8 protein-coding genes are annotated in these 12,963 nt (G+C 60.8%); 2 read left to right on the top strand and 6 right to left on the bottom strand.

Annotated elements, in window-relative coordinates; genetic code table 11:
- Nucleotides 1-42: 42 nt before the first annotated feature.
- On the bottom strand, nucleotides 43-960 hold the full coding sequence (locus ACTJJ6_RS17225; protein ID WP_021504584.1) for an ABC transporter substrate-binding protein: 918 nt from the start codon (nucleotides 958-960) through the stop codon (nucleotides 43-45).
- A gap of 149 nt (nucleotides 961-1,109) precedes the next feature.
- Between ACTJJ6_RS17225 and ACTJJ6_RS17220 the strand changes: the two genes are divergently transcribed.
- Nucleotides 1,110-2,306 (top strand): MFS transporter, encoded by a 1,197-nt coding sequence (locus tag ACTJJ6_RS17220; protein WP_176063187.1) that lies wholly within the window; start codon nucleotides 1,110-1,112, stop codon nucleotides 2,304-2,306.
- On the opposite strand, the gene ACTJJ6_RS17215 is transcribed toward ACTJJ6_RS17220, so the two are convergent.
- Nucleotides 2,303-4,396 carry a putative bifunctional diguanylate cyclase/phosphodiesterase gene (locus ACTJJ6_RS17215; RefSeq protein ID WP_440802304.1) on the bottom strand — a complete coding sequence of 698 codons (2,094 nt, stop codon included), beginning with the start codon at nucleotides 4,394-4,396 and terminating at the stop codon, nucleotides 2,303-2,305. The genes ACTJJ6_RS17220 and ACTJJ6_RS17215 overlap by 4 nt on opposite strands.
- Before the next feature lie 907 nt (nucleotides 4,397-5,303).
- On the opposite strand from ACTJJ6_RS17215, the gene ACTJJ6_RS17210 reads away from it, so the two are divergent.
- On the top strand, nucleotides 5,304-8,339 hold the full coding sequence (locus tag ACTJJ6_RS17210) for an autotransporter domain-containing protein (RefSeq protein WP_143778986.1): 3,036 nt from the start codon (nucleotides 5,304-5,306) through the stop codon (nucleotides 8,337-8,339).
- 140 nt (nucleotides 8,340-8,479) lie between these two features.
- Here ACTJJ6_RS17210 and pqqF read toward each other — a convergent pair whose 3' ends face one another.
- The 4 genes from pqqF to pqqC are packed head-to-tail and all read right to left on the bottom strand — an operon-like array spanning nucleotide 8,480 to nucleotide 12,960.
- Nucleotides 8,480-10,795, bottom strand: coding sequence for a pyrroloquinoline quinone biosynthesis protein PqqF (gene pqqF / locus ACTJJ6_RS17205; protein ID WP_440827415.1), 2,316 nt, complete (start codon nucleotides 10,793-10,795; stop codon nucleotides 8,480-8,482).
- Between the two features lie 2 nt (nucleotides 10,796-10,797).
- The gene (pqqE, locus tag ACTJJ6_RS17200; protein WP_049299205.1) at nucleotides 10,798-11,934 is read right to left on the bottom strand and encodes a pyrroloquinoline quinone biosynthesis protein PqqE; all 1,137 of its coding nucleotides are present in this window, start codon (nucleotides 11,932-11,934) and stop codon (nucleotides 10,798-10,800) included.
- Nucleotides 11,927-12,205 carry a pyrroloquinoline quinone biosynthesis peptide chaperone PqqD gene (gene pqqD / locus ACTJJ6_RS17195; protein ID WP_016927749.1) on the bottom strand — a complete coding sequence of 93 codons (279 nt, stop codon included), beginning with the start codon at nucleotides 12,203-12,205 and terminating at the stop codon, nucleotides 11,927-11,929. Before pqqD ends, pqqE begins: the two co-directional genes overlap by 8 nt.
- On the bottom strand, nucleotides 12,205-12,960 hold the full coding sequence (pqqC, locus tag ACTJJ6_RS17190; protein WP_015376769.1) for a pyrroloquinoline-quinone synthase PqqC: 756 nt from the start codon (nucleotides 12,958-12,960) through the stop codon (nucleotides 12,205-12,207). The genes pqqD and pqqC overlap by 1 nt, the downstream gene beginning before the upstream one ends.
- Nucleotides 12,961-12,963 lie beyond the last annotated feature (3 nt).

The following is a 12,963-nucleotide window of genomic DNA, read 5'->3' as shown; positions in this document are numbered from 1 at the left end:
CTCATCAATAACCGGCCCCTCGATGCGGGGCCGGTTCATACTCTAGTCCCCCAGCCCCGGCGGGTTAATCTCGGAATGGGCAATCTTCTCGTCGCTCTCCGCCCAGCGATCCAGCACCTGCAGATAGCTGCCGTTGGCGATGGCGCTGTTGAGCGAAGCCTGCACCGCATCCACCAGGCCGTTGCCTTTCTTCAGCGTGACGGCGATGTTGGCGGTCTTCGGCCAGCCGCCGGGCACGATGCCCACCAGCCGGGTTTTGCCGGTCAGCCGCGCCTGATAAGCGCCGGAAACGTTGGGCCCGAAGGTGGCGTCGGCGCGGCCGGACTGAATAGCCAGCGTGGAGGCGGCCTTGTCGGTGACATACACCGGCTGCAGCGGCGCGAGCCCCTTGGCGCGGTTCTCTTTGTCCCAAGCCAGCAGCACCGCTTCCTGATTGGTGCCGGAATCGACGATGATCTTTTTACCGGCGATATCCGGCGCGGTTTTGATCTGGGTGATTTTACTGTCGGACTTGACGTAGAAACCCAGCGTATCCTGCCGATAGGTGGCGAAATCGAATTTGGTCTTGCGTTCGTTGGTCACGGTGATGTTGTAAACCGCGGCGTCATATTTGCCGGAGGCCACCCCCAGCGGCCAGTCTTCCCACGAGGTGGGCACCAGCTTGAGTTTCAACCCCAAACCGTCGGCCACCAGGCGCGCGATGTCCGCCTCGCTGCCAATCACCGTTTTATTGTCGCGGGCGTACAGGCCGAACGGCGGGCCGCTGCCCAGCAGAGAAATGGCGACCGTCAGCGTGCCGGGTTCCACGAACCGGAAGCCGGCGGGGATTTTGGCCACGGCTTCGGCGCTCTTCACCGTGTGGATCGGCGTTTCGTTGGCGACGAGATCCACGCCTGGTGCGGCGGCGGCGGAAAAACTCAGCAGCGCCGCAATCACTATCATCTTTTTGCTATATATCATTATGTTAATTACCTTCATTATTATGGGTGTCACACGGTCGTTGCACTATCTCTAAAGGCGGCAGATCTGTGAACGAACAAAATCAACTAACCAATCTTGGAAAAATCATGAGGCGCCTCTGGCGGCGCTGAATCGATCGAGGATGCACCATGTCGTCGCGTTTCGCTACGTTGGGCCGCATACCGCGCGGCGTGTGGGTATTGGGTGGCGTGAGCCTGCTGATGGACGTTTCCTCGGAGATGATCCATAGCCTGTTGCCGCTGTTTATGGCGACGACGCTCGGTGCCAGCGTGATCGTCATCGGGTTGATCGAAGGGCTGGCGGAGGCGACGGCGTTGATCGTCAAGGTGTTCTCCGGCGTGCTCAGCGATTACCTCGGCAAACGCAAGGGGCTGGCGCTGCTGGGCTACGGGCTGGGCGCCATCAGCAAACCCTTTTTCGCCATCGCGTCGTCGTCCGGCATGGTGATGAGCGCGCGCCTGCTGGATCGCGTGGGCAAAGGCATCCGCGGGGCGCCGCGCGATGCCCTGGTGGCCGACGTGACGCCGCCGGAGATCCGCGGCGCGGCTTTCGGGCTGCGCCAGTCGCTGGATACCGTCGGCGCCTTTTTAGGGCCGCTGCTGGCCGTCGGCCTGATGCTGCTGTGGCACAACGATTTTCGCGCCATCTTCTGGGTGGCGGCGATCCCGGCGGCGCTGGCGATTGCGCTGCTGTTTTTCGGTCTGAAAGAGCCGGCCGCCGCGATAACCCACAAGCGCACCAACCCGATTACCCGCGCCAACCTGCGGCTGTTGGGGCGCAGCTATTGGTGGGTGGTGAGCATCGGCGCGATCTTTACGCTGGCGCGTTTCAGTGAAGCGTTCCTGGTCTTGAAGGCGCAGCAGGGCGGCACGCCGCTGGCGCTGATCCCGCTGGTGATGGTCGCCATGAATCTGGTCTACGCCTGCTCGGCCTATCCGTTCGGAAAACTGTCCGACCGCATGAGCCATGAAGGATTGCTGAAAGCCGGGTTGCTGGTGCTGATCGCTGCCGACCTGGTATTGGCGCTGAGCGATCATTGGGGCGGGGTGCTTTTTGGCGTCGCGCTGTGGGGCGTGCACATGGGCATGACGCAGGGGCTGTTGGCGGCGATGGTGGCGCACACCGCGCCGGCGCATCTGCGCGGCACCGCGTTCGGCATGTTCAATCTGATCAGCGGCGTGGCATTGCTGCTGGCGAGTCTCGGGGCCGGAACCCTGTGGGAGCTGTTCGGTTCCGCGTCCACCTTTTACGCCGGGGCGGTCATTTGCGTGGTGACGCTGGTCGGCATGAAACTGGCGCCGTTCGGCGAACGGCAGGGCGCTTAGCGGCCCTCGACAGATTGCGGCATCGCCTGCAGCAGCTCGGGCACCTGCTGGGACTCGACCGCCCGGCTGAACAGAAAACCCTGGCCGATATGGAAACCGGCTTCGCACAGCGTTTGGCGCTGCTGCTCGGTTTCCACGCCTTCGGCGATGATATCGATCGACAGCTTTTGACCGAGAATGCCGATGCTTTCCACGATCGCCAGGATCGCCGGTTCGGTGTTCATGCGTTGAATAAAGTCGCAGTCCAGCTTAATGCAGTCCAGCGGGTAGTCCATGATATGGCTGAACGAGGAGTGGCCGGTGCCGAAGTCGTCCAGCGCGATGCGGATACCCATCTCTTTGAGCATTTGCAGCGCGCGCAGTACGTATTTCGAACCGTGCTTGTTGAACGCGTGTTCGGTCACTTCCAGTTCGATCAGGTGATGGGGAATACGGAACTTCAGCAGGCGTTGCAGGAAGGTTTCGGCGTAGTTGTCGCGTAAAAACTCGATCGGCGACACATTCAGCGAGATAGGCCGCACCGCCACGCCGGCCGCGCGCCAGCGGGCGATATCGGCGAAGACTTTCAGCTGCATGGCTTCGCTGATCTTGGTTGCCAATTCGTAGTCGTTGAACGCCTCGCTTACCGTCGCCGGCAGCTGTACGCCGTTTTGTGGGCAGTGCCAGCGCAGCAGCGCTTCAAAGCCGACGATGCTGCCGTCGATCAGGCAGACCTTCGGTTGGTAGCTGGGGCGGATGCAGTTGTCGCGCACGATCTGGCGCGCGTAGTTGAGCTGGCTGGCGCGGGCGCGGGCTTTGTCCATCATCTTGCGATCGAACATGTAGACGCCGCCGCGGCCGCCGTCTTTCAGTTCATACAGCGCGGTATCGGCGCATTTCATCAGCTCCGAAGCGTCGCGAGCGTCTTTGGGATAGATGGCGCCGCCGATGCTCATGCCGCAATGCAGCGTCTTGCCGCCGTGGGTGATCGGTGTCTCCAACTGCAGCAGAAACTTGTTGGCGATGCGGAAAATATCCTGCTCGTTTTCGACGTCGCTGATCACCACGGCGAACTCGTCGCCGCCGAGGCGGGAGACGAACGAATGCGCATTCATGCAGGCGCTGAGCCTTTTACCCAAGACCCGCAGCAGATGGTCGCCCGCCGCGTGGCCCAGCGTGTCGTTCACCAGCTTGAAGTGGTCAAGATCCAGCAGCATCAGCCCAAGCGACTTTTTGCCGTGCAGGGCGCGCTTCATCTCTTGCTTCAGCTTTTTCTTGAATAAGCGTCGGTTGGGCAGGCCGGTCAATTCGTCATATTCGCTGGCGAGCAACAGACGCTGTTCCATCACGCGTTGCGACGTCACGTCGCGCGAGACGCACAAAATCTCGGCCACGGCGCCGTGTTCGTCGCTGACCGGTGTGAGAATGTTGTCCCAGTGCTGTTTTTTACCCTGCGGCGTCACGCTCAATCCCGCGAAGCGCGCATTTTTTCCGGCTCTGACGCTGCGCAGCGCCTTGCTGCCGCGGCGACGGATCTCGGGGGACAGGAGCCCCAGCCAGGGCATGCCAAACTCTTTCTGCGCCGGATCAAGACCGAGCGCCAGGCTGCCGGAGCGATTCATGTGGCGCAGCGTGCCGTCGTGATTGATCACTTTGATGCAGTCGACGCTGGCGTCCAGCATGTCTTGCTGGATAGAGAGCGCCTGAACGTTTTGCTGGCGTTGCAGCATTTGCGGATGGATGTCGGTGGCGGTGAGGTACCAGCTGGGCTCCTGCGCCATGCCGTCCTGACGGGCGTTAAACGCCAGCATAAACCACCGGTAGGCGCCGCTGCGCTCGCGCAGACGGGCTTCGCCGGCGAACGAGGAGAGGGCAACGATCGCCTGGCGCCATTGCGCGGCCAGGCGATCGCGATCGTCGGGATGCAGTGCATCGAGCCAGTCTGCGGCGGCGTGCTCACCGGCGATGGCGCCGGTATAGTCGCGCCACTGCTTATTGAAGTAACCGCCAAGGCGGTTGCCGAAGCAAATCAGACCCGGCAAGTCGTCTACGATTTCGCTATAGAGATCAATCGGATTTTTGTTATTGCTCTGCTTGGGCAACAGGGTCATGCGGTATTTCCTCGGAAAATTACCCATATTCGTGCTCTATAGCAGAGCCTCTTTCAATATAGTCTTGCCAATGAAATTAGGAATAGCCAGCGGACGCGGCTAAAAACCGGCCTGGTAGCATGAAATAGATTACACAAGAACGCATTAGGAATACTCCTGTTATTTATAAGCTCCTCTTATATTGCATCGAAAAATAAGTGCTCCGACCACGGTGGGCTATTGCCATAAAAATTAATCAATCTGATGTTTCTATTTGATGAAATATTCAGGTGTTTTCATGCTCTTCCATCGTCTGCACTGTCGCCGCTATGCGTATTCACTGATAAAAATCTCACTTATGGCGGCAATAGCCGTCATTTCATGCACTCTTCAGCGGTTATCGCAGCACCGTCGCTCGGCGCTTAGAGAAAAGTCATGATACAAATCAAGAAATGTTTTGTTTCATCTGTTGACACTTTGCTTACGTATAAGATAGCCTCGCGAATGAAAATCATTAGCAAAACTGGATGATGAAGCGAAATGTACCCACAGCCTGATCCTTACGCCCGGTCCCGATGGTCGGGTCATTCCGGCGCAACGGCGCCGGCAAACGTACATTCGCCTCCTCTCCAGACGCCTGCGCCATAGGCGCCCGGCGCGATGACATCCCTTTGTCTGTCCGCGCCCATTTGCATCTCTCAGCATGTCTGTTCGTGCGGCCCGCGCCGGGTCCGCATGTGTTATCCGTCGTTTCACGATCATAGGAGGTTTCAGCGCGGTTAAAACGTAAGTTTTCTTCTGGGTATAAATAAACATGGAGCGTAAAATGATACTTAATAAAAGATTGAAGTTAGCGTATTGCGTTTTTCTGGGTTGTTATGGCTTATCCATTCATTCTTCTCTTGCCGCTTATCAGGATCCCGGTCGATTGGGCGCGCCTGACAGTTGGAAAACCGCGGAGTTTAATCGCCAATGGGGGCTTGAAGCTATTTCCGCCGAATTCGCCTATGCCAGAGGCTATACCGGAAAAGGTATAACCATCGGCGTTATCGATAACGCTATTCTTTCCCATTCTGAATTCTCCGGTAAACTGACGCGCCTGGATAACGGCAGTTATAATTTCTCGTATGATAAACAAGATAATATGTCTTTCGGCGATCACGGCACGCACGTAGCCGGTATCGCTGCGGCTAAAAGAGATGGCGCAGGCATGCACGGCGTCGCTTTCGACGCGGATATTATCGGCACCAAATTGAATGATTACGGTAATCGCAACGGCCGTGAAGAGCTGATTCAGAGCGCGGCTCGCGTCATCAATAACAGCTGGGGGATCGCGCCGGATATACGGCGAGACGCCAAAGGCGATATCATCTGGTTGCCGAACGGCAGGCCGGACTACGTGGCATTCGTAAAAAGCGAAGTGATCGCCGAGATGATGCGCAGCAAATCCAGCGTGGAATGGGGCAGCGAACAACCGGTGCCCACCGGCGGGCACAGCGCCATGTCGACGCTGCTGCGGGCGGCCAGGCACGGCAAGCTGATCGTCTTCTCGGCGGGCAATTACAACAATTACAATATTCCGGAAGCGCAAAAGTCACTGCCTTACGCTTTCCCGGACGTACTGAATAATTACCTGATTGTGACCAACCTGAGTGACGAAAATCAGTTAAGCGTTTCCTCGACCAGCTGCGGGCAAACGGCCAGCTATTGTGTTTCCGCGCCGGGTTCTGATATTTACAGCACCGTCGGCCGGCTGGAGTCCAATACCGGCGGCGCCGTGAATCGCGAAGCTTATAATAAGGGCGAGCTGTCGCTTAATCCTGGTTACGGCAACAAATCCGGCACCTCAATGGCGGCGCCGCATGTGACCGGCGTCGCCGCCGTATTGATGCAGCGCTTCCCATATATGAGCGCCGATCAAATATCTGCAGTCATTAAAACCACCGCCACCGATTTAGGCGTTGCCGGCATTGATAATTTATTCGGCTGGGGGCGCGTCAATTTACGCGATGCGATCAACGGCCCGAAAATGTTTATTACCAAAGAGGATATCCCGCAGGAATATTATGTGCCGGGTTCCTACAGTGAGAAACAGTTTGTGGTGAATATCCCCGGCCTGGGAAATATCGTCGAACCCGGCACGCCGGTTGAGCGGCGCTGCACGTCGAGCGAATGCGATTTCGATTCGTGGAGTAACGACATCAGCGGGCACGGCGGCTTGACCAAAACGGGCGCCGGTACGCTGGCGCTGTTGGGTAATAACACCTATCGCGGTGATACCTGGGTGAAACAGGGCGTGTTGGCGATCGACGGTTCGGTGGCATCCAACGTCTATATCGAAAATAGCGGCACATTGTCCGGCGAGGGCACCGTAGGCGCCTTCAGAGCGGCTCGGAGCGGCAGCGTCGCGCCGGGCAACGGCATCGGCACGCTGCATGTGTTGCACGATGCCATTTTTGATCGCGGTTCGCAGTATAACGTGGAAGTGGCGGACAATGGCCGCAGCGATAAGATCGCCGCGCGGCGCGCTTTCCTCAACGGCGGCAGTGTGAATGTCAGCCTGGAACGCAGCCAAAACCTGCTGTCGCAGAATGAGGCGCAGAGTCTGCTGGGCAACAAGTACACCATCCTGACCACGACGGACGGCGTTACCGGTAGATTCGAAAACGCCAACCCATCGTATCCGTTTGTTAAAGTCGCGCTGGATTATCGGGGCAATGACGTCGGCCTTGGCATCACGCGCACCGACGCCAGCTTTGACAGCCTGGCCAGCACTGAGAACGAGAAAGCGGTAGCTCGTGCGGTGGAGACGCTCAACGCGACGGAACCGGTCACGGAAACGGCCAAACGCAGCGTGGCGATCCCGGCGGCCGAAGAGGCCAACCTGCTGCAAAGCGATGGGGGCGAGGCGCAAGCCGTGAACGAAGAGGCGAGCATCGTGGCGGGCCATCCGGTCTATGAAAGCTTCCTCGGCTTCACCTCGGCCAGAGAATTGCAACAGGCGACCCGTCAACTGTCCGGCCAGATCCACGCGGATATGGCTTCCGCCCAGATCAACGAAAGCCGTTACCTGCGCGATACCGCCACCGAGCGCTTGCGCCAGGCGGAAGGCCGCCGCACCGCTACCGACATTAAAGCGGATGACAACGGCGCCTGGGCGAAACTGCTGGGTAGCTGGGGGCATGCTTCCGGCAACGACAACGCCACCGGTTACCAGACCTCCACCTATGGCGTGCTGTTAGGTCTGGACAGCGAACTGTTTGGCGACGGCCGGCTTGGCATGATGACCGGGTATACCCGCACTTCGCTGGATGGAGGTTATCAGTCAGATGCTCACAGCGACAACTACCATCTGGGGCTGTACGGCGACAAACGCTTCGGCGCGTTGGCGCTGCGAGCGGGCGGCACCTATACCTGGCATCGCATCGACACCTCGCGCTCGGTGAACTACGGCGCGCAGTCGGATCGCGAGAAGGCCAAGTATAACGCGCGCACCGGTCAGCTGTTCATCGAAAGCGGCTACGATTGGACGAGCGATGCGGTCAACCTTGAGCCGTTCGCCAACCTGGCGTATACCCATTACCGTAACGAGGAGATCAACGAGCAAGGCGGGGCAGCGGCGCTGCGCGGCGACAAACAAAGTCAGTCCGCCACCGCCTCGACGTTGGGTCTGCGCGCCGACACCGAGTGGCAAACCGACAGCGTGGCGATCGCGCTGCGCGGCGAGCTGGGTTGGCAGCATCAGTACGGCAAGCTGGAGCGTAAAACGCAGCTGATGTTCAAACGCACTGATGCGGCGTTCGACGTGAACAGCGTGCCTGTTTCTCGCGATGGCGCGATTCTGAAAGCGGGCGTCGATGTATCGATTAACAAAAACGCCGTCCTGTCCCTTGGCTACGGCGGGCAGCTGTCGTCCAACCACCAGGACAACAGCGTCAACGCCGGTCTGACCTGGCGCTTCTGATCGCGGTTGCATGCTTCGCTTTATTCAGCCCTCATTGAGACGATGGGGGCTTTTTTTTTCGCGGCCAGCCGGCCTTCTGCGGCATGAGCGATACTTTCTCCGCGACCTATTCCCCCGGCCGGTGTTCGCCGCCGGGTAAATCAATCAGAGGAAAACAAACGCTGCTGCCAATAGCGCAATTGCGTCAGCGTGATCGGCGCAGCGGCGGCAATGGCCGCGCGATTTTCCAACGCAATCTCCCGCGCACGTTGCAACGGCTCGGCGCTGAGGCCTTGCAAGTTTTGTTGCAGCGCCTGTTGCGTTTGCTCCAGCTCTCCAACGCTAACGTGCGTCAGCTCATGATGCATCTGCAGCAAGAATTCATCGTTTAACTGCCGCAGCTGTTCTGCGGTGAACGTCGGGGATTGCAGCGCGAACAGCAGGCCTTCGGCATGGGTGCAGCGGTGGAAGGCACATTGCACCACGTAGCCCACGTTGCGTTCCACGCGCAGCCGCTGAAAATAGCGCGGCGCGTAAAGCCGGGCCAGCACGCGCAGCGCCCAGCGGCCTTCGGCTTCATCGTTTTGCAGCGGGTAAAACTGCAGCAAGGCGTGTTCGGCGCCGCTTTCCGTCAGCGTGATAGGGGGATGTAAACGCGGCGGCGTTTGCGGCTCAGCCGTTATGGCGTAGGGGAAGTCATACAGCAAATGTGACAGTCGCCGTTTTAACTCGCCATCGCCGCCGACCAGGGTGGCATGCCAGTGTGGCGCCGTTGTCGTAGAGACGTTCAGCGCCGCCGGCAATTGGGCCAACAGGCGGCGAATGGCGATATCGTTTCGTTGTTTTAACTGCGCGTGGCGCAGGTTTCTCGCCGCCTCGTTGATGACGGCCGGCGGCTGCGCCGCCAGAGCCCGGTTCACGACGTTCAGGCCGTGGCAGATCAGCCCGTGGCTGCCCGCCAGCTGCAGCAGCCACACGCCCTGGTGGCGTTCGACGCTTAAATGTCCCTCCCGATGCGCCAGCTCCGCCGCGCCAGGGCGCAGCGCCGCCTGCAAGCCACAGGCCTGTTCTTCGCTGAGCGCGCCATGCGACGCTGGGCGCAGCAACAGCACCGGCTGCGCCTCGCCGGAACGCAGATGCCGCAGCGGCGCCTGGCAGGCCGGCAAGGGCGGGATCGGCAGCGCCGCTGAGGCTGAGAAAAAGCGGAAAGGTTCCGCTGTAGGCGCCAGCGCGGCGCCGGCGAAGGGGCGCAGGGTCAGCGGCAGCCCTTGGATTTCGCGCGTTTCACCGCCCCCCTCGGGCTGCACGGCCAGGCGGCGGCGCGGCGCCGCCATCAGCATAGCGAGTTGCCGCGTCCAGTCGTCATGCTGTTCCGTCGGCGGCAGCCCAAACGCTCTGGCCCGCAGCTGATCGAGCGGCGCCAGACGGTGAAAATCGCGGTTCGCCAGTTGCCCGAAATGCTCGAGCTGGCCTGGTGTCAGCGCGTTCAACGCCTGCAGCCATGCCAGCAAGGCGCTTTCGATATGGGCGGCCTCAGACGCCGAGCCGTGATTGACGGTGAAAATAAAACTCAACAGGGCGCTGTTTTCGCCGCAGCGGGCATAATCCAGCCGAACGGCGTCGCCCCACGCGTGCGCGCGCAGCCGTGCCAGCAGCCCGCCAGGGGCGTCGTCCAGCAATAAACGCTCAAGCCGTCGCAGCCAGCCGCGTGAACGGCAGTGCGGCAGGGCAAACACCAGCCGCAGCTGCGGCGCGCCGGGAAGAGACAGCGTGTAATCTTGCCCGGCGGCCAGCGGCGGCAATGTCTCGGGCGGCGCGGCGCTGCCCGACGGCAAGCCGCCACCGTAGCGCTGTGCCAGCGCATGCAGTTGCTCAAGCGATTGCGGGCCTTGCAGCCACAGCGTCATGTTCGGTGCGCGGTAATAATGGTGGTGAAACTGCCGCAACGCCTGCTGCAACGCGGAAATATCGCTGCCGAAAGCGGCGCGGCTGCCGATATGAAAGCGATGCAGCGCGTCAAATCCGCTGAACATCTGCCGCTGCGCGGCTTCGCAGCGGGTTTCAACATCGGCGCGCAGCAGGCGGTATTCGGCGTCGATGACCTCGATCTCCTGGGCGATCGCCTCAGTCGCCAGCTGCGGAGCGGCGAGCATATCGCTCAGCCGCGCCAACCCATCCGCCAGATGGGCGGCGCCCACCTCAAAGAAAAACGCGGTTTGCTTGGCCTGGGTGGTGGCGTTTAACCGGCCACCGGCCGCCTGGGTCCAGCCCATCAGCCCATCTTGCGCGCTGAAGTTCGCGCTGCCGCGAAACAGCATATGCTCCAGCAGATGCGCCAGGCCGGGCCAGGCGGCAGGCGCCTGAAAGCTGCCCGCTTCGATGCGCACCAGCGCGGCGGCGGCGTCGGCGGCAGGGTCGCTTATCGCTTTGACGGCCAAACCGTTATCGAGCTGCCACGAAGCGGCGGCGGGTGCCATCGTCAACCCTTGAAGATCAGACGGGAGTTGGTCTGATTGCGAAAACGCAGCTGATCGATACCGATCTGCGAACGGTTCGCCGCTTCCCGCGCCGCCAGGATGGTGCCGTGATGCGGCGATTTGCCGCACACCGGGTCGGCGTTGTCGGCGTTGCCGGTCAGCATGAACGCCTGGCAGCGGCAGCCGCCGTAGTCTTGCTCTTTCTCCGAACAGGACCGGCAGGGCTCCGGCATCCAGTCATAGCCGCGATAGCGGTTAAAGCCGAAGGAGTGGTACCAGATATGCTGCAGATCGTGCTCCAGCACCGACGGAAACGTAATCGGTAACTGACGGGCGCTGTGGCAGGGTAATGCCATGCCTTCCGGCGTCACGCTCATGAAGATGGCGCCCCAACCGCCCATGCAGCCTTTAGGCCGCTCCTCGTAGTAATCCGGCGTGACGAACAGCAGGTTGGCCAGTTTGCCGTCGGCGGCCATGCGCTCGCGATAGCGTTTCACCACGGCTTCTGCCTCGGCGATCTGTTCGCGGGTCGGCAGCAGCCCTTCGCGGTTCAGGTGCGCCCAGCCGTAAAACTGGCAGGTCGCCAGCTCGACGTCGTCGGCATCCAGCTGGATCGCCAGTTCGATGATGCGGTCGATCTGGCCGATATTATGGCGATGCAACACGAAGTTGAGCACCATCGGATAGCCGAGCGCCTTGACCGCCTTGGCCATCGCCAGCTTCTGCTGAAATGCCTTGGCGGAGCCCGCCAGCGCGGCGTTCAACGTTTCGTCGCTGGCCTGAAAACTGATCTGAATATGATCCAGCCCGGCGTCGGCGAAGGTTTGCAGTTTCTTCTCGGTCAGGCCGATGCCGGAGGTGATCAGGTTGGTGTAAAACCCGAGATCGCGGGCGGCGGCGATCAGTTCGGGCAGGTCTTTACGCACCAGCGGCTCGCCGCCGGAGAAGCCGAGCTGCACGCTGCCCATCGCCCGCGCCTGGCGGAACACCTCTATCCACTGCGCGGTAGTCAGCTCTTTTTCCTGCGCGGCAAAATCGAGCGGGTTGGAGCAGTACGGACACTGCAGCGGGCAGCGGTAGGTCAGCTCCGCCAGCAGCCAGAGCGGCGGATTCACCGCCGGCGCACGTGGTTCAGTCACGGAAGGTCACCCATTTTTGTTCGTAGGCGCGCTGGAAAAATTCCAGCACGTCGTCCGCCAACCCTTCGGCGCCGGGGAAGCGGGCGTTCAACTGGGCGATGATGCCGTTCAGCGTAGTGTGGCCGTCGACCAGTTGCAAAATGGCGGCGGCGCTGTCGTTCAGCTTGGCCATGCCTTCCGGGTAGAGGATCACATGGCTGTTTTGCACCTGCTCCCATTGCAGGCGGTAACCGCGGCGGAAGACGGGAGTGTGTTCAGGGTTCAGCGTCATTACACCAGCCTCTGGTTGTGCCATACCCGCGCGGCGGTCACGCTGTGGTAAGGCGGGCGGTTCAGGGTGTAGGCCATGCTCATGGCGTCCAGCATGCTCCACAGAATGTCCAGCTTGAACTGCAGGATCTCCAGCATGCGCTGCTGCTTTTCAACGGTATCGCAATAGTCCAGCGCCAGCGCCAGGCCGTGTTCCACGTCGCGGTTAGCCTGGCCGAGGCGGCTGCGGAAATAGTCGTAGCCGGCGGCGTCGATCCACGGGTAGTGTTGCGGCCAGCTGTCGAGACGCGACTGGTGGATCTGCGGCGCGAACAGTTCGGTCAGCGAGCTGCAGGCTGCTTCCTGCCAGCAGGCGCGGCGCGCGAAGTTGACGTAGGCGTCCACCGCGAAGCGCACGCCCGGCAGCACCAACTGCTCGGATAGCAGGGCGTCGCGCTGCAGCCCGACGGCCTCGCCGAGGCGCAGCCAGGCCTCGATGCCGCCTTCGCTGCCGCCGTAGCCGTCGTGATCCAGAATGCGCTGCACCCACTTGCGACGGGTGTCAGGCTGCGGGCAGTTGGCCATGATCGCCGCATCCTTGATCGGAATGCTGGTCTGGTAGTAGAACCGGTTGGCCACCCAGCCCTGGATCTGCTCACGCGTCGCTTCGCCGTTGTGCATCGCGATGTGATACGGGTGGTGGATGTGGTAATAAGCGCCTTTGGCGCGCAGCGCCGCTTCAAATGCCTGCGGCGTCAGGGGACGTGGTTGCGTCATGGC

The sequence above is a fragment of the Serratia sp. 22278 genome, assembly GCF_052045405.1.
Taxonomy (GTDB): domain Bacteria; phylum Pseudomonadota; class Gammaproteobacteria; order Enterobacterales; family Enterobacteriaceae; genus Serratia; species Serratia marcescens.
The sequence above is the reverse complement of the archived record's forward strand: the minus strand, read 5'-3'. Positions and strand labels throughout refer to the sequence as shown.